The 20317-nt window shown below is 69.5% G+C and carries 18 protein-coding genes; 7 read left to right on the forward strand and 11 right to left on the reverse strand.

The features are described from left to right. Window positions 1-66: 66 nt before the first annotated feature. Both CA12_RS00690 and CA12_RS00695 read right to left on the reverse strand, forming a co-directional pair. Entirely contained in the window at window positions 67-351 is a 285-nt protein-coding gene (locus tag CA12_RS00690; RefSeq protein WP_145356676.1) for a hypothetical protein, read from the reverse strand. A gap of 292 nt (window positions 352-643) precedes the next feature. Next, window positions 644-1078 carry an ATP-dependent Clp protease adaptor ClpS gene (locus CA12_RS00695; RefSeq protein WP_145356677.1) on the reverse strand — a complete coding sequence of 145 codons (435 nt, stop codon included), beginning with the start codon at window positions 1076-1078 and terminating at the stop codon, window positions 644-646. Between the two features lie 235 nt (window positions 1079-1313). Here CA12_RS00695 and CA12_RS00700 point away from each other — a divergent pair, with 235 nt between their 5' ends. After that, window positions 1314-2351, forward strand: a complete 1038-nt coding sequence (locus tag CA12_RS00700; protein WP_145356678.1) for a glycoside hydrolase family 5 protein — start codon at window positions 1314-1316, stop codon at window positions 2349-2351. Window positions 2352-2416: 65 nt separating this feature from the next. Here the strand turns inward: CA12_RS00700 and CA12_RS00705 are convergent, their stop codons facing one another. Beyond that, entirely contained in the window at window positions 2417-3151 is a 735-nt protein-coding gene (locus CA12_RS00705; protein WP_145356679.1) for a hypothetical protein, read from the reverse strand. A 195-nt stretch (window positions 3152-3346) separates the two neighbouring features. On the opposite strand from CA12_RS00705, the gene CA12_RS00710 reads away from it, so the two are divergent. Next, complete coding sequence (locus CA12_RS00710; RefSeq protein ID WP_145356680.1) at window positions 3347-4294, forward strand: DUF4142 domain-containing protein; 948 nt, start codon at window positions 3347-3349, stop codon at window positions 4292-4294. 81 nt (window positions 4295-4375) lie between these two features. Here the strand turns inward: CA12_RS00710 and metH are convergent, their stop codons facing one another. Both metH and metF read right to left on the reverse strand, forming a co-directional pair. Then, window positions 4376-8128: a methionine synthase gene (metH, locus tag CA12_RS00715; RefSeq protein ID WP_145356681.1), complete on the reverse strand. Its 3753-nt coding sequence runs from the start codon at window positions 8126-8128 to the stop codon at window positions 4376-4378. A 147-nt stretch (window positions 8129-8275) separates the two neighbouring features. Then, entirely contained in the window at window positions 8276-9163 is an 888-nt protein-coding gene (gene metF, locus CA12_RS00720; RefSeq protein WP_145356682.1) for a methylenetetrahydrofolate reductase [NAD(P)H], read from the reverse strand. A 356-nt stretch (window positions 9164-9519) separates the two neighbouring features. On the opposite strand from metF, the gene ahcY reads away from it, so the two are divergent. After that, window positions 9520-10890: an adenosylhomocysteinase gene (gene ahcY, locus CA12_RS00725; RefSeq protein ID WP_145356683.1), complete on the forward strand. Its 1371-nt coding sequence runs from the start codon at window positions 9520-9522 to the stop codon at window positions 10888-10890. A gap of 76 nt (window positions 10891-10966) precedes the next feature. On the opposite strand, the gene CA12_RS00730 is transcribed toward ahcY, so the two are convergent. After that, complete coding sequence (locus CA12_RS00730; protein WP_145356684.1) at window positions 10967-11791, reverse strand: DUF4058 family protein; 825 nt, start codon at window positions 11789-11791, stop codon at window positions 10967-10969. A gap of 134 nt (window positions 11792-11925) precedes the next feature. On the opposite strand from CA12_RS00730, the gene CA12_RS00735 reads away from it, so the two are divergent. Together CA12_RS00735 and CA12_RS00740 are read left to right on the forward strand one after the other, a co-directional pair. Further along, window positions 11926-12879, forward strand: coding sequence for a sugar phosphate isomerase/epimerase family protein (locus tag CA12_RS00735; protein ID WP_145356685.1), 954 nt, complete (start codon window positions 11926-11928; stop codon window positions 12877-12879). Beyond that, a complete protein-coding gene (locus tag CA12_RS00740) occupies window positions 12876-14828 on the forward strand; it encodes a MutS-related protein (protein ID WP_145356686.1) in 1953 nt (650 codons plus the stop codon). Before CA12_RS00735 ends, CA12_RS00740 begins: the two co-directional genes overlap by 4 nt. Before the next feature lie 80 nt (window positions 14829-14908). Here CA12_RS00740 and CA12_RS00745 read toward each other — a convergent pair whose 3' ends face one another. The 5 genes from CA12_RS00745 to CA12_RS00765 form a co-directional block, all read right to left on the reverse strand. Next, a complete protein-coding gene (locus CA12_RS00745) occupies window positions 14909-15187 on the reverse strand; it encodes a hypothetical protein (protein ID WP_207622081.1) in 279 nt (92 codons plus the stop codon). Window positions 15188-15352: 165 nt separating this feature from the next. Then, entirely contained in the window at window positions 15353-16822 is a 1470-nt protein-coding gene (locus CA12_RS00750; RefSeq protein WP_145356687.1) for a PepSY-associated TM helix domain-containing protein, read from the reverse strand. Between the two features lie 108 nt (window positions 16823-16930). Continuing rightward, window positions 16931-17428 carry a hypothetical protein gene (locus CA12_RS00755; protein WP_145356688.1) on the reverse strand — a complete coding sequence of 166 codons (498 nt, stop codon included), beginning with the start codon at window positions 17426-17428 and terminating at the stop codon, window positions 16931-16933. After that, complete coding sequence (locus CA12_RS00760) at window positions 17428-18342, reverse strand: DUF1559 domain-containing protein (protein WP_145356689.1); 915 nt, start codon at window positions 18340-18342, stop codon at window positions 17428-17430. Before CA12_RS00760 ends, CA12_RS00755 begins: the two co-directional genes overlap by 1 nt. A 328-nt stretch (window positions 18343-18670) precedes the next feature. Next, entirely contained in the window at window positions 18671-19072 is a 402-nt protein-coding gene (locus CA12_RS00765; RefSeq protein WP_145356690.1) for a winged helix-turn-helix transcriptional regulator, read from the reverse strand. Window positions 19073-19174: 102 nt separating this feature from the next. Here CA12_RS00765 and CA12_RS00770 point away from each other — a divergent pair, with 102 nt between their 5' ends. Continuing rightward, a complete protein-coding gene (locus CA12_RS00770) occupies window positions 19175-19501 on the forward strand; it encodes a nuclear transport factor 2 family protein (RefSeq protein WP_145356691.1) in 327 nt (108 codons plus the stop codon). Continuing rightward, window positions 19501-20280, forward strand: a complete 780-nt coding sequence (locus CA12_RS00775; RefSeq protein WP_145356692.1) for an SDR family oxidoreductase — start codon at window positions 19501-19503, stop codon at window positions 20278-20280. The genes CA12_RS00770 and CA12_RS00775 overlap by 1 nt, the downstream gene beginning before the upstream one ends. The last annotated feature ends 37 nt before the right edge of the window (window positions 20281-20317 follow it).

Genomic DNA, 20317 nt, shown 5'->3' on the forward strand with positions numbered 1-20317 from the left:
AGAGAAGCGTCCCGGACCCTCGAAGGGTCCGGGACGCTGGGCGACTCGGGGCGGCCGGCCGGCGGCTCAGCGAGCGTTCGCGAGCACAAGGTTCTCCCGCTCCGCCGCCTCATACTGGTACGGCTGATCCACCTCGCTGCAGCGGGCGTCAACGGCGGCGACCAGGCGGGCGGTCGACCCGTCGAGGTCCGCCAGCGGGACCGAGTGGCAGCCGACGCTCCCGAGGGAGGCGGCGGCGAGGACGAGTAACGTCAGCGTGTCCCGACAAAGCCGCGTCATGCGGCCGGATTGCGGGGCGGGCTCTCCGAACCCGCATCCCTGCGTGGCGGCAGTGAGGTTCGGATAAGACATCGGACGGTTCCTCCGTGGGGGATGTGTGGCGTCAACTCCGTGACGGAACTGTGGTTTTGCGAACGGCGTGCCAAACGTCGTTCTGAACGCCCCCTCAGGGCTTTCCCGTGAGATCGCGGGAAGCGAGGCAATCTGGCGAAGAAGGAGCCCGGGCGATTTTCCGGCCGAGCTATCGGGCCATTCCCCGGTGGTGCGGGCGCGACCGACTGGGCCGGTCGCCCGGCCGTCACTTCGGGAACGAAGCGTTGTCAGGGCGCCGATTGCCGGGCGACCGGGGCAGCCCGCGTCGCTCTCAGTCCGGGTCGATCGGCTCGATCGTGACCTGCAGCGGGATGGTGACCGGCGGCTTGTTGTAGTTGTCCGGTCCGAACTCGCGAATCTGGTCCCGCTTCAGTTCGGCGACCTCCAGCGGGCCGGTCCAGACGGCGGCCCGGCCCGTCTTGTCGATCTTGTCCGTCAGCCGCTCCGCGTCCTCCTTCGTGTGGGCGCACACGGCCCGCAGCACGTCGACGAGGTAGCTGAAGGTGTGATCCTCGTCGTTCTCGACGATGACGGCGTACCGCGGGTTGCGGTGCGGCTTCGTCTTCCGTTTGGTCTTGGGCTCCGCGACCGCGGTCCCGGTGGCGGCGCCGCCCCCCAGGGTGTCGAAGTCCGGGACGTCGAAACTCACGCCGCCGGGCTCGAACTCGGGGGCGTCGGTGTCGTGCGGGTCGGCAGTTTCGGGCATCGTCGGGTTCGGACCGATCCGTCGGGGCAGCGGAGAAGCGAGCGGCGGCCAACGCGGGACGGCGGGCGGCGGATCCCCGCGGACGGCCGGGGGCGATGCTAGGCTGCCGGCGGGGCCGGTCAAGGCGGCCGGCCCGGCGCCCGGCCGCTTTCGGGGGCGCTGTCGCGGCGGCTAGTCTGGTCCGTCCGGCAGTATGGCCCCTGCCGGCGTTTCCACTCCCCTCCGCTCGGTTCCCATGGTTCGGTTCCTGCTCCCGCTGGCGCTCGCCCTGCTGACCGGCTGCTCCGCGGAGGCCGCTCCGCCCCGGGAAGCCACGCCCGCCGAGGTCCCCGCCGACACGGCCCGCGCCCACGCCGCCAACCGGCTGCTGGCCCGCACGATGAACCTCGCCAACGCCTTGGAGGCCCCGCGGGAGGGCGAATGGGGCTACACGATCACGGCGGAGGATCTCGACGCAATCAAAGAGGCCGGCTTCACCGCCGTGCGGGTTCCGGTCAAGTGGAGCGCCCACGCCGCGAAGGAGGCCCCCTACACGATCGACCCGGCGTTCTTCGCCCGCATCGACGAGGTGCTGAACCAGGCCCTCGACCGCAAGCTGGCTGTCGTGCTGAACGTGCACCATTACGAGGAGATCCACAAAGATCCCTCCGACGCCCACTTCGACCGCCTGACCGGCCTGTGGCAGCAGATCGCGACCCGCTACCAGAACCGCCCGCCGGCACTGGTGTTCGAACTGCTGAACGAACCCAGCTACGACCTGTCCACGGAGCGTTGGAGCGAAAAGCTGCCGGAGGTTCTCGCCGCGGTGCGGGAGACGAACCCGACCCGAGCGGTGATGATCGGCCCGGGGCGGTGGAACCAGATTTCGGAGTTGGACGACCTCGTCCTGCCGGCGGACCCGGATCTGATCCTCACCGTGCACTGCTACGAACCGCACGGCTTCACCCACCAGGGAGCTCACTGGGACCCGAACCCGCCGCCGATCGGCCGCACGTTTCCCCAAGCGGGCGAGGAGGCGGAGATCCGGGCGCTGTTCGACCGCTGCGAGGCGTACGCGACGGCCCGCAACCGGCCGGTGTTCGTGGGCGAGTTCGGCGTCATCCGCCACGCGCCGATGGAGGAACGCGCCCGCTGGACGCGGTTCATGCGGACGGAATACGAGCAGCGCGGCTGGAGTTGGGGCTACTGGGGCCTCGCCGCGGAGTTCCCCGCCTACGACCCGGAACGGGGCATCTGGCTGGAACCGATCAAGGCGGCGCTGCTGGGCGACTGAGTTGCTGGGCGACTGAACCGGCGCCGGTTCCCCCCGGTCATCTTGCCTCGGTCACCTTGCCCCAGTCAGGTCGCGACCAGAATCGCGGCGTAGGCGGCGGCGCCGAGGAGGAAGGCCCAGAAGCGGCTCTGGCGTTCGGCGGGCAGTTCCTCCTTGAAGGTGTTGAGCAGCACCCCGCCGATCAGGAAGCCCAGCGCCGCGTCTACCGCGACGGCCGACAGCGGTGCGAACGTCCCCACCGCCCAGCCGATCGGCGGCGCCGCGGCCACCAGCCAGCGGCCGTACTTCGGATAGAGCGCGGGGTGGTGGGTCTGCAGGCCTTGATCGTTCACCAGAAAATGCAGGGCGATCGCGCAGGCGAACAGGACCAGGGACCGCACCGAGGCGTCCTCCCGGTCCACCAGCAGCACGCCGAACAACAGGTTGTAGGCGGCGTAGGAGCCGACGTGCAGCCAGAATACGGCGGCCGGCGGTCGCTTGCCCTCGCCTCGCTGCTGCTCCTCGCCCGCCGACCGGACGGCGAGCCGTTCCAGTCCGTAGAAGCAGGCGAGTCCCAGCAGGGCGACGAGATATCCGCCGTGATCCGCCGCCCACCAGGATTCTCCCGCCGCCCGGGCGAGGGCGGCGTGCACCTCCGCCAGTTCCGGCAGGAGATGCACCATGGCGTACGCCACCGCCACGCCCCCGGCGAGGCTCAGCCACCGACTGCGCGGCAGGCGGTCCAGGAACCGCAGCCGACCGCCGAGCAAGTGCACCGCCGCCAGTCCGCAGGCGACGGCGAGGGAGGCGGGGGAAATCATCCGGGGCTCTTCCGGGGGGGATACGGGGGCTCCATCCCAACGCGCCGCCCCCGTCCCGCCCACCGCCCGATCCCGGCGCCGCCGTGCGGGAAGAGCCCCGTGCCCCGGCCGAGGTCGGTCCGTCAGGCTGTTCGGGCTCCGCTGGTTCGGGTCTCGGACCGGCGACCGCTTCCCCTCACGAAACGAACCGCCCCCATGTTCCGTCCCGTCGCTCGTTCCCTCTCCGCCGCGCTCGCCGCGGGGCTCTGCTGCGCCCCTGCCCTCGCCGCCCCCCAGGAGCGGGAGGCGCGGGACCGACCCGAGGCGCGGGCCGCCGCCGGTCAGACCGCCGCCGTGCCGGACCGGCAGATCCTGTCGTTCCTGACGCCGATGAACCGCATGGAGGTCGACCTCAGCAAGTTCGCCGCCGAGCGGGCCGTCACCCCCGAGGTGAAGGAGTACGCGAAGCAGATGGTCGCCGACCACGAGAAGCTGGCCAGCGACCTACAACGCGCCGCCCGCCGTTCGGACGCCCACGGCGCCCTCACCCCGGAGCAGCGCCGCCGGGCCGAAGCCCCGCTGCGAAACGACGGCCCGGTGACGGAGGAGGGGGCCGAGGAAATTGAAGAGGCCCGCGAGGAACGGGCCGAGGTGCGGGAGGAAGCCCGCGAACGGATGCGCGAACAGCGGGAAGAGGTGCGTGAGGAGCGGGTGAACTCGCTGGGCGACGCCGTGGACGAGGCCGTCCAGGACGCCCGCGAATTGGGCGACCGCGCCCGCCAGACCGGCCGTCAGGTGCGGACCGAAGCCCGCGAGGGCGCCGCGGACCTCGCCCGCCGGGCCGACCGGGAGTTGAATGAAGAACAGCCCGCCCGCGGCATGAACCGCGGCCGCGGCGCGGTCAACCTGCGGACCGAAGCGATGGCGAAGGCCCACGCCGACGTGAAAGAGGCCCTCGGCCGGCAACAGGGCAAGTCCTTCGACATGGCCTACCTCAACCAGCAGTGGCTCGCCCACATTCACATGCACTCCGCCGTCCAGGTCGCCGCCGACCACGCCGGCCCGGAACTGAAAACCGTGCTGGACGACGCCGAGAAGACCATCCAGGGCCACCTCGAGCGGACCCGCGAACTGGCGATGAAGGTCGACCAGATGGAGGATTGAGGAGGATTAGAATCCACATCGCAAGAGTTCAAGAACCAAAGGAGCTCGAGCTCCTTTGGTTCTTGTATTCCTGGGCCCTGGTTATTCCGAACTCGACGGATCGTATCCCAAGTTCGGGGCGAGCCACTTCTCCACCTCGGCGACCGTCTTCCCGCAGCGGGCGGCGTAGCTTTCGATCTGGTCCTTCGTCACCCGGTCGACGCTGAAATAGCGGGCGTCCGGGTGGGCGAAGTACAGGCCGCTCACGCTGCTGGCCGGCCACATGGCGAAGCCTTCGGTGAGAGTCATGCCGGCGTTGCGCTCGACGTCCAGCAGGTCCCACAACTCCGTTTTGAGGGTGTGGTCCGGGCAGGCCGGATAGCCGAACGCCGGGCGGATGCCGCGGTATTTCTCGGCGATCATTTCGTCGCTCGACAGCCCCTCGGCTTTGCCGAAGCCCCAGTCCTCGCGGGCCTGTTTGTGCAGGAGTTCGGCGAAGGCTTCGGCGCAACGGTCGGCGAGGGCCTTGACCATGATGGCGCGGTAGTCGTCCCCGCCTTTTTCCAGGGCGAGCGCGTGCTCGTCCGCCCCGTGGCCGGAGGTCACGGCGAAGGCCCCGACGTAGTCCTTCACCCCGCTGCCGACCGGGGCGACGTAATCCGCGAGGCTGCGGAAGTCCTTCTGCCCCCGCCGCTCCCACTGTTGGCGGAGCATCGGGAACCGCAGGCGCTCCTCGGCGCGGTCGTCGTTCGTATAGAGCACGAGATCGTCCCCGTCGCTGGCGGCCGGGAAGAAGCCGTACACCCCGCGGGCGCGGAGCACGTCGTCCTTCAGCAGGCGTTCCAGTTCGTCCTTGCCGTCCTGGAACAGCTCGCGGGCCTGCTCGCCGACGACGTCGTCCTGCAAGATGCGGGGGTATTTCCCGTGCAGGTCCCAGGACATAAAGAACGGGGACCAGTCGATATACTCCGCGATCTCCCGCAGCGGGTAATTGTCGAGGACCTTCAGCCCCGTGAAGGCGGGCTTGGGCGCCTCGACGGCCTGCCAGTCCGTCTGGAAGCGACGCTCCAGCGCCTCGGCGTAGGGCACGAGGTTCTTCTCCTGCCGGTTGACGAAGGCTTCGCGGTGCCGCTCCTGGGCCTCGGCGTTCTCCGCCTGCAACTGTTTGAGTTTGTCCGAGTCGAGCATTTTCTCGACCACCGGGACCGACAGGCTGGCGTCGCCGACCCACACCACCGGCGCCCCGTCGTAGTGCGGGGCGATCTTGACCGCGGTGTGGCGGGGGCTGGTGGTCGCCCCGCCGATCAACAGCGGGGTCGTCAGCCCGCGGCGCTGCATCTCCCGGGCGACGCCGGTCATCTCCTCCAAACTCGGCGTAATCAGGCCGGAGAGACCGATAATGTGCGCCCCGCATTTGGCGGCTTCGTCGAGGATCTTGTCGGCCGGCACCATCACGCCGAGGTCCACGACCTCAAAGTTATTGCACCGCAGCACGACGGCGACGATATTCTTGCCGATGTCGTGCACGTCCCCCTTCACCGTGGCGATCAGCACGGTGCCGCGGGTGCTCTTGGCCTCTTCGAGGGAGGCGACCTCGCCGCGCTCCGCCGCCAGGCGGGCCATTTCTTCCTTCTCCGCCTCCATATAGGGGGTGAGGTAGGCGACGGCCCGCTTCATCACGCGGGCGCTTTTAACGACCTGCGGGAGAAACATCTTGCCGGCGCCGAAGAGCTCGCCGACGACGCTCATGCCGTCCATCAGCGGGCCCTGGATCACGTTCAGCGGCCGGTCCAATTTCTGGCGGGCCTCCTCGGTGTCCTCCTCGATAAAGTCGGTGATCCCCCTCAGCAGGGCGTGCTCGATCCGCTTCTCGACGGGGGCCTCCCGCCACTTCAGCTTGTCCGCGTCGTCGGTTTTGCCCTTCGCCTTAACGGTCTCGCCGAACTCGATCAGGCGGTCGGTCGCCTCCGGGTTGCGGTTGAACAGCACGTCCTCGACGAGGTCCCGCAGCTTCGGATCGATCTCCTCGTAAACCTCCAACTGCCCGGCGTTGACGATGCCCATATCGAGCCCAGCGGCGATCGCGTGATACAGGAAGCAGGCGTTGATCGCCTCCCGCACCGGGTCGTTGCCGCGGAAGCCGAACGACACGTTGCTCACCCCGCCGCTGGTCTTGGCGCCGGGGCAACGCCTTTTAATCTCGCGGACGGCGTCGAAGAACTCGACGGCGTAATTCGCGTGCTCTTCCATCCCCGTGCCGACGGTGAGGATGTTGGGGTCGAAGATAATATCCGTCGGGTCCCAGCCGGCTCCGTCGACCAGCAGTTTGTAGGCCCGCTCGCAAATCTCGACCTTGCGGTCGCACTCGGTGGCCTGGCCTTCTTCGTCGAAGGCCATCACCACCGCCGCGGCGCCGTAGCGCCGCAGCAGGCGGGCCTGCTTGAGGAACTCCTCCTCGCCGCCTTTCAGGCTGATCGAGTTGACGACCGGCTTGCCCTGGACGCACTTCAGACCGGCTTCGAGCACCTTCCAGTCGGAGGAGTCGATCATCACCGGCACCGCGGCGACGTCCGGCTCCGCGGAGAGCAGGTTGAGGAACCGGGTCATCGCCTCCGGCCCGTCGATCAGGCCCTCGTCGAGGTTGACGTCGATCAGGTTCGCCCCGCCCTCGACCTGCTGCCGGGCGACGGAGACGGCCTCGTCGTAGTCGTCGTTTTTAATCAGCCGGGCGAAGCGCTTGGAGCCGGTGACGTTGGTCCGTTCGCCGACCATCTGGAAGCCGCTGTCCTCCTTGATTACGACCCGTTCCAGCCCGGCGTAGGTGCTGAACCGCGGGACGTCGGGGATGCGACGGGGCTTGATGCCCTTGGTTTTGCGGGCGATTTCGGCGATGAACTCCGGCGTGGTGCCGCAGCACCCGCCGACGATATTCACCCACCCGCTCTCGGCGAAGTTCTGAACGATGTCGCTGAACTCGCCGGCGGAGGCGTCGAAGCCGCCCATGCCGTCCGGCATACCGGCGTTCGGATAGAGGCTGACGTGGCGGTCGGCGAGCTCCGACAGCGTCTCCGCATACGGCCGAATCTGCTTCGGCCCCAGCGCGCAGTTCATCCCGACCGACAGGCTCGGGAAGTGCTTCACGCTGGCGTAGAAGGCTTCGAGGCTCTGAGCCGTCAGCGTGCGGCCGCCCTCGAACACCGTGCCGGAGATCATCACCGGCACCTCATCCGGGCTCATGCCGCGCTCGTCGAACACCCCGCTGATCGCGAACAGGCACGCCTTCATATTGAGGGTGTCGAAGCTCGTCTCCGGCAGCAATAAATCGACGCCCCCGTCCAGCAGGCCGCGGACCTGCTCGGCGTAGCTCTCGGCGACCTGATCGAAGGTGAACAGCCGGTGACCGGGGTTCTCCGCGTCCTGCGACATGGAGAGGGTCACCTTCGTCGGGCCGATGCTGCCGGCGACGAAGCGGGGTTTGGCCGGGTTCTTCTTCGTGAACTCGTCGGCGACGCCGCGGGCCAATTCGGCGGCGGACTTGTTCAGTTCATACGTCAGTTCGGCGAGGCCGAACTCCTCCATGCTGACCGAGGCCGCGTTGAACGTGTCCGTCTCGATAATATCGCTGCCGGCCTCCAGATACTGGGCGTGAATGCCGCGGATCAGCTCCGGCTGGGTGAGGACGAGAACGTCGTTCGCGTTCTTCAGGTCGATCGGGTGATCTTTAAAGCGTTTCCCGCGGTAATCCGCCTCCGTCGGCCCGGCGCCCATGATGAGCGAGCCCATCGCCCCGTCGAGCAGCAGGATACGGTCCGCGAGGTGATTGCGGAGCAGGTCGGAGCGGCGTTCGGTCGGCACGGCGCGGGCGGGTTGGATCAGTCGACGACTCGGAGAATCGACGTCCGCCTCGGGGGGCGGGCGTCGACGGGCGCCGCGAACGGCGGGGGGAGTGTAGGCGCGGGCGGCCCGGCGCGAACGCCGGGCGTTCCCGGGAGGCCCGTCGCCTCAGGCGCGGACCGGGGCGAGGTTCATGCCGTCGAGGATCTGCTCCGTCGCGGCGGCCTTGTTCAGCACGTAGAAGTGCATACCGGGCACGCCCTCCTCCATCAGTCCGCGGCACTGGTTCACGGCCCAGTCCACGCCGATCTCGAACTGCCCGACGGGGTCGTCCTTCACCGCCTCCAGCGCGGCGGAGAACTTCCTCGGGAAGGTCGAGCCGCACATCGCGGTGATCCGCTTGATGCGGGCGAAGTCCGTCACGGGCATTACGCCGGGGACGATCGGGACGTCGACGCCGATTTCGCCGCAGGCGTCGCGGAACCGCAGGAAGTGGTCGTTCTCGAAAAACAACTGGGTGAAGACGGCGTCCGCCCCGGCGTCGACCTTGCGTTTGAGGTTGGCGAGGTCGGTTTCGGGGTCGCCGCACTCCGGGTGCTTCTCTGGGTAGCCGGCGACGCCGACGCCGAACTCCGGGAACCGCTCCCGCACGAAGGCGACCAGTTCGTTGGCGTAGCGGAACCCGCCGGCGGGCGGCTGCCAGGGGGCGTCGTCCGGGCCGCCCTCGGGCAGATCGCCGCGGAGGGCCATGATGTTCGAGACGCCGGCCTCCTGCGCCGCGTCGAGCCATTCGGCCATGTCCCCGGTCGCGCTGCCCACGCAGGTGAAGTGGGCGGTGACGTTCTGACCGAAGTCGGATTTCAGTTCGCGGCACCAGTCGAGGGTGCGATCGCGGGTACTGCCGCCGGCGCCGTACGTGCAGCTGACGAACGCCGGGTCGTACTCCGCCAGCCGGGCCAGTTCGACGCGGAGGGCCTCGTCGCCGGCCGGCGTTTTCGGGGGGAACATTTCAAACGACAGGCCGAAGCGGTCGGCGTAGACGTCGGACAGATGCATGCGCGGCGGGCGACCGGAGAGAGCGACGGGAGCGGGCGGGGCGGCACGCCGGGGCGGGAAGCGGCGGCGAATCAGGGGGACCGCGGCGGAGCGACGCCGGTTCACCAAGGGCGTTGGCGGCTCGGGGAGGCCCCGGACCTGCGGCGAGGCCGGAGTCGCCCGGCAGCGTAAGCGACCGGCGCCCCGCCCGACGACCGCGCAAAACGGGTTTGCCCCGATGGTCGGCACATTTTACGCTCTCTCCCTGATTGCCGGAACCGGACCGGTGAAGTTCTGCTCGCGCGTCCGGTCAGCGCCGGACCCGCCGCGCCCTTCGGCCGGCTCCCCTCCCCTCGTTTTCGTCGCCTGTGCCGCCCATGACCGCCGCCGCTGCCACTGAAGTTCTGCCCTACAAGGTGGCGAACGTGTCCGAGGAGCAGTTCGAGCACCTGGCCGCCCTGGGCCGCCGGGAGATCGAACTGGCCGAGGTCGAGATGCCCGGCCTGATGTCGCTGCGGGAGAAATACGCCGGCCAGAAGCCGCTGGCCGGCGCCCGCATCGCCGGGTGTCTGCACATGACGATCCAGACGGCGGTCCTGATCGAGACCCTCATCGAGCTGGGCGCGGAGATCCGCTGGAGCTCCTGCAACATCTTCTCCACCCAGAATCACGCGGCGATCGCGTTGGCGAAGATCGGGATCCCGATCTTCGCCTGGAAGGGCGAGACGGAGGAGGAGTTCAACTGGTGCATCGAGCAGACGATCTTCTTCCCGTCCAAGGACGGCGGCGAACCGAAGCCGCTGAACATGATCCTCGACGACGGCGGGGACCTCACCAAGCTGGTCCACGACGCCTACCCGGAGCTGCTGGAGGACATCCGCGGCCTCACCGAGGAGACCACCACCGGCGTGCACCGCCTGCACCAGATGCACCGGGCCGGCAAGCTCGGCTGCCCGGCGATCAACGTCAACGACTCGGTCACCAAAAGTAAGTTCGACAACCTCTACGGCTGCCGCGAGAGCCTCGCCGACGGCATCAAGCGGGCCACCGACGTGATGGTCGCCGGCAAGGTCTGCGTGGTCTGCGGCTTCGGCGACGTCGGCAAGGGCTCCGCCGACGCCCTCAAGGGCCTCGGCGCCCGCGTCATCGTCACCGAGATCGACCCCATCTGCGCCCTGCAGGCCGCGATGGAAGGCTACGAGGTCACCACCCTCGAAGATTGCTGCGAAGAGGCGGACATCTTCGTCACCGCCACCGGCTGCGACGACGTCATCCGGGGCGAACATATCGACCGGATGAAGCACAACGCGATCATCTGCAACATCGGGCACTTCGACAGCGAGATTCAGGTCGCCTACCTGAACAAGCACAAGGAGGTCACCAGGGAGCGCCTCAAGAAGGACAGCGACGAGGGCGGCCCGGTCGACCGCTACACCTACCCGGACGGCACCAGCCGCATCGTGCTGGCCGAGGGCCGTCTGGTGAACCTCGGCTGCGCCACCGGCCACCCCTCCTTCGTGATGAGCAACAGCTTCACGAACCAGGTCGTCGCCCAGCTCGCCCTGTGGCAGAACCCGGACGAGTGGGGCGTCGACGTGCATGTCCTGCCCAAGGAACTGGACGAAGAGGTCGCCCGCCTGCACCTGGACAAGATCGGCGTGAAGCTCACCAAGCTCACCCCGGAGCAGGCCGAGAACCTCGGCATCCCGCAGAACGGCCCGTTCAAGCCCGACTACTACCGGTATTGAGTCGTCCCCCGGCCGTCGGCCGGGCGTGCGATCGTTTTCCAGCGCCCCGAACGCCCAAGCGTCCGGGGCGTCGTTCTTACGTCACGTGATCTTTCAGCAGGTCCGTCGCCCAGGCGGCGGCGTCCGGCGGGAGCGGCGGCGCAATGCGGGCGAGGTCGGCGTAGAGGTTCCGACGCCGGAACGGCCCGTCGTCATAGGCTCGATCGAACGCGGCCTGCAGATCCAACGCGATCGGCGGGGTGTCCGCCTCCAGCGGGATCGAAATGCGCGGCAACGGGTTGCGCAGCGGGATGGGGTACACCTCGTACCGGTTCGGAATGTCCCCGCGGGCGACGCAGGCGTGGTAGGCCGCGTCCCGAAGGACTTGCGCCCGATCGTCGTCCGGTAACGCCGTCGTTGGCTGACCGGCCCGTAGCAAATCGACTTCGATGAGGTGCTGTCGGGTCCCCAGAACGTCGTGCTGCTTGGCGAGGTAGCTGTCCCTCCCGGGTCCGCGGGCCTTGTTGCTGGGCGAAAGGATTTCCAGCACGGCCACGACGCGTTCCTGTCCCCCGGCTCGCGACCTGATCTCCACGAAGCGCTCGCGGTGCGGGTCGTGATCCGCCACCACGACCACCGGAGCCGTCGCGGCAGCCACCAGCGTCGCGTCCCCGGCTCCCGGCCCGTCAGACGGGGCGTCAGGCTGCGCCGGCGCCGACTCGCGCCGCAGCACGTTTGCATCCGGCTCGACGTTTCGCCCGCCGGGGCCGATCCAGACTCGTTCGTCAGCCGAGGCGAGATACCCCTCCGGAAGCGTCCGCTGCAGCTGACTCATGACGGCGGTGATCAACGCCCCATGCAGCGCCGGGAATTGGCCAGGATCTTCCAGAAATGGATCCATTCCGGGGAACGGCGAGGGCATCGGCGGGAGCTCCTGACGGAGAACGTGCGGGAAGGCGCAAGGACATTCTACCCGGCCCCGCGATCGGTCGCCGGGGGCGAGGCGTGCCGGTAAACTCTGCCCGTTCGCCCCGTTCCGTACTTTGTGGCTTGCCGATGTCCGCTCCCAATCGCCGCACGCTCCTCAAATCCGCCCTCGGCGCCGCCGCGGCGACCGCCGGCGTCGCGGCGTTCGCCCCCCGCCCCGCCCGGGCCGATCACCACGGCGACAAGAAGAGCGGCAAGCCCTTCGACATCTCCCTCGCCCAGTGGTCCTTCCACAAAGCGCTCGGTGCGAACGAGTTCTCCAACCTGGAGTTCCCCGCGGAGACCAAGAAGCTGGGCATCTCCGCCGTGGAGTACGTCAACCGCTTCTTCAAGAACACCTCCGACGAGTACCTCACGGAGCTGAAGGGCCGCTGCGAGGACGAGGGCGTCACCAGCGTCCTGATCATGGTCGACGGCGAGGGCCAGCTCGGCGCCGCCGACGAGGCGGAGCGGAAGAAGTCCGTCAAAAACCACGAGAAGTGGCTGAAAAGCGCCCAGGCGCTGGGCTGCCACTCGATCCGCGTGAACGCCGGCAGCAGCGGAACCTTCACGGAGCAGATGGAGCGGGCCGCCGACGGCCTGCGTCAGCTCTGCGAGTTGGCCGACGGCTACGACCAGAACGTCATCGTGGAGAACCACGGCGGCCTGAGCTCCAACGCCGGCTGGCTGGCCGGGGTGATGGAGCTGTGCGACCACCCCCGCGTCGGCACGCTGCCGGACTTCGGCAACTTCCGCATCAACGGCGAGCGGACCTTCGACCCGTACAAGGGCGTGCGGATCCTCACGCCCTACGCCAAGGGCATGTCCGCCAAGAGCTACGACTTCCCCGAACCGGCTCCCTCCACCATCACTGAGGGCCGCGGGCTGAAGTTCGACCTCGTCACGATGTGCAAGATCGTCACCGACGCCGGCTACCACGGCTACATCGGCGTGGAATACGAGGGCGGCAAGCTGAGCGAGCGGGACGGGATCGTCCGCACCCGCGAGATCCTCGAAGCCGCCCGCGAGCAGCTTTCGGCGTGAGCGTCGCCGCGAGCGCCCCGAGCCCCCCGCCCGCCCCGATCGCTTCGACTGCCGCCCCGCCGGACTCCGCCCCCGCCCCGCCGTCCCCGGCCCGACCGGGGGGGGCGGCGGCGGACCCGGCAGCGGTGCATGCCGCGGCGAAGACGGAGCGGCAGGCCGCCGTCGATCGCTGGCGCCGGTGGGACGACCGTCTCTCCGCCGGCCGCGGCGTCGTCTTTCTCGCCGCCGTCGCCGTCGCGATCGGTTGGGCGACGGGATCGTGGACCGGATGGTGGCTGCTGGGTCCGGCGGTCGCCTTCGCGGCACTCTGCCTGATCCACGAGGGCGTCGCGTCGAAACAGGCGTTTGCCGCCCGAGCCGTCACCCACCACGACCACGCCCGGCTGCGGATCGGCGGCGGGCTGGTCCCCGACGCGGACGCCGGCGCCGATCTGCTCCCCCCGGACCGGCCGCACGCCGCGGACCTGGATCTGTTCGGGGAGGCCGGGCTGTTCCGTCAACTGTCCTGCGCCCGCACCGCCGGCGGCCGGGCGACCTTGGCAGGCTGGTTGCTCGCCCCCGCCGAGCCGGACGAAGTGCGCACCCGGCAGCGGGCCGCGGAGGCACTGGCCGGCGAGGTGCGGCTCCGCGAACGCCTCGCCCTGCTGCCCGGCGATCCGCCGGCGCCGCCGGGCGATCCCGTCGCGATCGTCCCCCCGCGGCCGTTGCCGGCGGGGGTGCGACTCGCCGCCCTCGTGCTGGGGGCGGCCGCGGTGTTCGGGCTGGGCTGGTGGCTGATCGCCGCCGGTTCGGTCGGCATCCTGCTGGCGGCGGCGGGCGGACAGGGGGCGTTGCAGTACGTCTTTCGCGACCGCGTGACCGCGGCGGGGGACTATTCCGAACGCACCGGGGGCGGCCTCACGTTGCTGGCCGGCGTCCTGCGGCTGCTGGAGCGCTGCGAGCCCCCCGCCCCCGCTGTCGCAGTGCTGAGGGACTCGTTGAACGATCAGGAGACCGGGGAGACGCCCTCCGAGGCGGTCGCCCGGCTGGCCTCGATCGCCCGGCGATTGGAGACGAGCCGGAACAATCAGTTTGTCGCGGTGGCCTCCGCCGTGTTCGCCCTGCCGCTGTTCCACGCCCACGCGATCGCCCGCTGGGCGGAGACGCACGGCGGCCGTCTGTCCGACTGGGCCGCCGCCGCCGGCCGGTTCGAGGCGCTGCTGTCGCTGGCCCGCTGGCGGTTCGAGCGCCCGGCGTTCGTCGTGCCGCGGTATTCGTCAGAAAGCGGCGCCGCCCGGTTCGTCGCCACGGGGCTCGGGCACCCCCTGCTCCCGCAAGCCGACTGCATCCGCAACGACGTGGCCCTCGCCGTCGGCGCCCCCTCCGACGGCTCGACGCATGAGGATTCGTCCCCCGGCGCCCCCGCCCTGCTGTTGGTCAGCGGGTCGAACATGTCCGGCAAGAGCACGCTGCTGCGGGCAGTGGGCGTGAACGCCACGCTCGCCGGCGCCGGGGCAGCGGTCTGCGCGACCTCGCTGTCGCTGGCCCCCTGTCGGGTGCGGAGCGTGATGCGGGTCACGGACAGTCTGGCGGACGGCAAAAGCCTGTTCTTCGAGAGCGTCCGCCGTCTGGCCGGCGTGCTGGACGACGCGGCCGCGGCCGGGCCGCCGGTCCTGTTCCTATTGGACGAAATCCTGCAGGGCACGAACTCCGCCGACCGCCGCATCGGCGCCGAGGCCGTGGTCCGCACCCTGCTGGACCGCGGCGCCTTCGGGTTGGTGACGACGCACGACCTCGCCCTGACGGAGCTGGCCGACGACCTCGGCACCCGGGCGGCGAACGTGCACTTCCGCGACCACCTCGCCGACGGCCGCATGACCTTCGACCACCGCCTGCGGCCGGGCGTGGTCCCGCGGAGCAACGCCCTAGAGCTGATGCGCCTGGTCGGCATCGTCCCCCGGGAGGGATAGCGCGAACCGCAGACGGTGGTGGCGGATTTCGCTTCGTGAGCCCGGAGCGCAAGCTCCGGGCTCACGATCGACTGGCCGCGTCAGTGGGAGCCGACCTCGGCGGCTCGCAGGACGCCGACCACGCCGACGCCGATCCAGAACACGTTCAGCAGCGTGTAGGCCCAGTCCTTCTTCAGGATCGCGCACCAGGAGAGCAGGACGGCGTCGACGGTGTTGAACGCCCAGACGAACAGGAACGGACTCTCCGGGCCCAGCCAACTGACCAGTGAGAAACTGAAGATCCGCATCAGGACCCCCGTCATCTCGACGGCTCGAATATTGCGTTCCACCAAAGCGTTCAGGCGGCGGAGGGGAGACATACCGGGGTCGTGCGACGCACGTCGTGGGAGGGGCGAACCAGAGTGAGCAGAAGATGTATACCCCTTCTGCCGTCCGTCACCGCTCCCGCCGTCGCCGCATGAGCGAACGAGCCGCAAATAGACGGTTCTACGGCGGTCTCACCCTCGGTCGGGCGCCGCAGCCGTTCAGTGGCCTCGCGCCGCGCGACGCCGGCTGAGGGACCATTCGCACAGCGCGACCAGCGCCGCGGAAAGTCCGAACGCCGGCAGGAGCACGCAGAGCAGCGCGATTCCGCCCCAGAGCCAAACCGGAACGGCCTCCGCGGAGGTGTCGCGGGGGAAGCCGGTCCGCCCGGCGGGCCGCCGCTTCCACCACATCCATAGGCCCGTGACGGGCAGCGCGACCAGCGCCACGCAGGCGATCAGCCACAGAACCTTTGACGCCGGGCCGAACACGCTGCCGACGTGCAGCGGGTAGGCCCAGGTGTGCCACCAGTAGCGTTCGTTGTCCGCGAGGTCCTCGTGCCCGAACGCGTCGCCGGTGTGCCGGTGCAATTTGAAGCCGGTCGAATTCATCGCCCCGTAGGTGCCGCGGGCGTAGTCGTTGATCGCCGACACCTCGTAATGGGCCCCGGGCTCGTGCGGGATGGAGATGGTCACGTCGCGGGCGGGGTCGAACGCCCGCGCCTCCGCCACGGCCTGCCCGAACGTGAACCTCGGGGCGGCGTCCTCTTCGGCGGTCTCGCCGGGCGGCGGATCGTCGGCGGTCGGCGCCGTTGCGGCGAAGAGCGGCGCGCTGACGACGTGAAACGACTTGCCCCAGACAAGCGTGTAAAAGAGGCCCGTCACGAAGATCGTCATGCAGACCGGCCAGAGGTAGATCCCCGTCAGGGCGTGCAGATCGCGCAGCCGGGTGTAGGGCTTGGCCGACCACCGCGCCTTCCAGACGCCCCGCACCTTCTCCTTGCGGCGGGGCCACCAGAGGTAGGCGCCCGTCAGAAACAGGACGATCGTCCAGCAGGTCGCCAGTTCGACGACGATCCGTCCGGGGGTCCCGGCAAACAGTGTGCGGTGGATCTCCAGGACGACGCGGAAAAATCCGCTGAGCTTCTGCGGCCCGCCGGAGACGGCCTGCACCTCCGCGGTGGAGGGATGGACATAGACCGTGGTCCCCCGGCCCCGGCGGCCCCCGCCGCCCTCGCCGGCGTCGGCTTCGCTGTCCGCCGCGTCGGTCGCGGACGGGCGGGGCTCCATCTTCACCTCGACCGTCCGCCGGGCGTCGGCGTGCCAGGTCAGGCCGGTGGCCCGCTGCTCGGGCAGGGCGGCTTCGGCGGCGTCGACGATCGCCTGGGCGGCGGCCGGCTCGCCCCCCGCCGTCGACTCCGCGGCGAATAGCTGCTCGCGATTGGCGACGTCGCCGATCTCCGCGGCGAACAGATAGATCCCGCCGGTCAGCGCCGCCACAATTACGATCGGGGCGACGAACAGCCCGGCGTAGAAGTGCCAGCGCCAGATCACGCGGAACAGCGTCTGCCCCGGCCGGGCGAGCCGCGGCTGCGTTTCCCGCCCCGGGGCGACCGGCCGGGGGACGGCCGGTCCGGGGGCGACCGGGCGGGGGACGTCGGCGGTCGGTGACTCAGCGAGCAGACGGCTCATCGCAAGCCTCAGGGGAAGACGACCGCACGGGCGGCGGGGCGGCAGGCGACGCCCCCCGCGAGGGATGGGAGAACACGGCGCCCCGGGCGAACGGGGCGCCGGGGAGGCTCAGCGGGTGGGCTCGTCCGGCGGGGCCTGGGGCCGGCCCGGCTTGGTAACGATCTTCACCCCGTCGATCCGAAGGGGGTCGAGTTCCTCCCGTCCCGCCTCGACGGCGACCGTCCACTGCGACTCACGGACTTCGTCGTAGGCGCCGCCGAGCTGGTCCGGCGAACCCAACACCGACGGGTCCTTCCGCCAGACGAGGGTGACGTCGTAGGTTCCCGGCGGCGCCCCGTCGCCCTGCTCGTAGGTCTGCAGGACGAACGTGCCGTCGGCGTCCACCTTGCCCCACGGCTTGGACTTACGAACGTCGATCGGCCCGCCCTGGGGATACAGGGTCAGCACCGCGTTCTCCGGAACCTCGCCGTTGATCAGCACGGCGCCGCGGACCGGCTGGGTTTCGACCTGCCAGTCCTCGCGGCCGGAGCACCCGACCAGCCCCAGCGCCGCGACGCAGCAGGCCCGGGAGAGGAACCGCGTGCCTGGGAAGTGAAACGACGCCATCAGAAGCCCTCCTCGACTTCGCGGCCGTTGATGGAGCTGCGGGCGGAGACGGCGTCGTAGGAGACGGATTCGCTCATGAACTGAACGGAGCCGTCCGCCATCAGCAGGTTCACGCCGCCGGAGTGGAAGGAGTACGGCGCCCCGAACCAGTTGGCCACGTTGACGACCCGGTCGCCCGTGGACCAGAGGATGTCGAAGTCGCCCGGCTCGTTCCAGACGATCGCCTGCGTGAACCACCACCCGGCGTTCGCATGCGAGACCCAGGGGTCCTTCGCCCGGCCGTAGGTCCACGGCGGGAGACCGCCGTTCATCGTCGGGTTCTCGCGATCCTCGACGTACAGCGAGGAGCGGCCGGCCGCCTCGTAGACCATGCAGGTGTTCGTCGTGCCGTCGAGGATGTCGGCGATCCGGTGCGGATCGCCGTCGAACAGGGAGGCGTGGTTCGCCCAGTCGGAGGCGTTCCGCAGCACGGAGTAGTCCGTGGTCTGCCAGCCGTTGTCGGGCAGCGTATTCCCGGCCGACGGGTTGGAGGGGCACGAGTAATACTCGGGCATCAGCGTCTTCAGGTCCTCGTTCGCCGGGTCGTCCCAGGGGACGCTGTAGTCGTAGTTCCTGGCGAGATTCGCTTGGTCGGCCTGCGGCAGGATCGCCACGGCCCAGTTCGCCGTGTTGCTGGTCCAGGTCAGCGGGAAGTAGCGGTAGGTGTCGTGGTAGTTATGCATGGCCAGCCCAATCTGCTTGAGATTGTTGCCGCACTGCATCTTGCGGGCGGCTTCGCGGGCCTGCTGGACGGCGGGCAGCAGCAGACTGACCAGGATCGCGATCACCGCGATCACCACCAGCAATTCGATCAGCGTGAAGCCGACGCGACGTGGGCTCCGGGAAGGTGACGACAGACGGGAGGACGGAGGCATCCGAGGACAGTCTCGAGGTGGATAGGGGGCGACAATCCAGCCTGTGAATCTGACGACCGCCCCGCGCTCGGGGCGACCAGCGGTCGGCCGACTTTTGAGATCGCGTCTCAACGAGAGTGACTATGATGGCCCGCGGGGGTTTTCGCAACCAGTCCTGCGAAAGTTCTCCGCCGCCCGCCGCCCGGCCGGCGTGCTGGGAGGCTGAGAGGCGTCTGAGCAGTGCACGGACGTCTCCGGTGCCGCCTCGCCGGCGATCAGAGAAGCTGCGTTGGTCGCCTGCGGCCCGGCATCGTGCTGCGGAAGGGCGAACCAACCCCGCGGCCGGAGATCACCGGCCGGGGGCGACTTCTTCGTCCTGGCCGCCGCCGGCCTCTTCGACGGCGCCGGGCGGGGCGGGATCGAGCGGCCCTCCCTTTCGCTCCGCCCACGTCAACAGGGCGTCCAATGCGGGGCAGAGGGACTGTCCCCACTCGGTCAGCCGATACTCCACCTTCGGGGGGACCTGCGGGTAGACCGTTCTCGACACGAGCCCATCCGCTTCCAGTCGGCGTAATTGCTGGGCCAGCATCTTCTGCGAGATCCCCGGGACGAGTCGCTCGAGATCCGAGTAACGTCGCACCTTGCCGCCGAACAACTGGAACAGAATCACCAGTTTCCAACGCCCCCCGAGCAACTGAAAGGCCTCCTCCACCCCCGCCGCGGCCGTCTCGGGCGTATAGGCCTTACGCATTTGTGGGTCGCTTACTTTTTAGTGCGTTCTTGAGGATCGGCCAGCCTAGGCGAGGATCTCCGCATCGCCAACTTCGGCCCGCTTTCCTCGGAGCGCAACGCCATGCACGTCCCCCTGCCCGACCCGGTCGCCGCCTTTTTTAAGGCGAGCAACGGCTCCGTCCCGTTCGAGCCGGAACGCTGCTTCGGCGAGGACGCCGTCGTCCAGGACGAGCGCCAGACGCACCGGGGCCATGTGGCCATCGGCGTCTGGCTGCGGGAGGCGCAACGCGCAACCCCCTACACCGTGGAGCCGCTGGAGGTCGTTCAACAGGACGCCGGTCTCGCCGTCCGCACCCGGGTCGCGGGCGCCTTCCCCGGGAGTCCGCTCGAACTCGATCACGTCTTCCGCCTGACCGGCGACCGCATTGCCTCCCTGGAGATCGGGTGATGTCGTTCGATCTGGAACTCGCGGGACGGCGGGCGCTGGTCACCGCCGGGACCAAGGGCATCGGTGCCGCCACGGTCGCCCTCTTCCGTGAACTCGGCGCCCGGACGCTCACCACCGCACGGGCGCGGCCGGATCACGTTCCGGCGGAGTGGTTCGTCGCGGCGGATCTCACCACCGCCGCCGGCTGCGACGCGGTGGTCAAAGCGGTTGAGGAGCGACTCGGCGGGGTGGACGTCCTCGTGCACGTCCTGGGCGGCTCGTCGGCGCCGGCGGGCGGCTTCGCGGCCCTCAACGACGACGCCTGGCTCGACGAGTTTCGCCTGAACCTGTTCCCCGCCGTGCGGCTGGACCGGGCGCTGCTGCCCGGGATGTTGGAACGGGGTTCGGGCGTGGTCGTGCACGTCACGTCGATCCAGAATCGCCTCCCCCTGCCGGAATCCACGACGGCCTACGCCGCGGCGAAGGCGGCGCTGTCCACCTACAGCAAGAGCCTGTCGAAGGAAGCGGCGCCGCGGGGCGTCCGCGTCGTTCGCGTCTCGCCCGGCTGGGTCGAAACGGAAGCCTCCGTCGCACTGACCGAACGGCTCGCGGAGCAGGCCGGCGTCGACCTCGAAGGCGGACGGCGCATCATCATGGACTCGCTCGGCGGGATTCCGCTCGGGCGTCCCGCCCAGCCCGCGGAGGTGGCGAACCTCATCGCGTTCCTAGCCTCGCCCCGAGCGGCTTCGATCACCGGAACGGAGTACGTGATCGACGGCGGGACCGTCCCCGTCGCGTGACCCGGCGGCGCAGACACTCCGGGACGTTCGCCCCCGG

It is taken from the genome of Alienimonas californiensis, from assembly GCF_007743815.1.
Classification (GTDB): domain Bacteria; phylum Planctomycetota; class Planctomycetia; order Planctomycetales; family Planctomycetaceae; genus Alienimonas; species Alienimonas californiensis.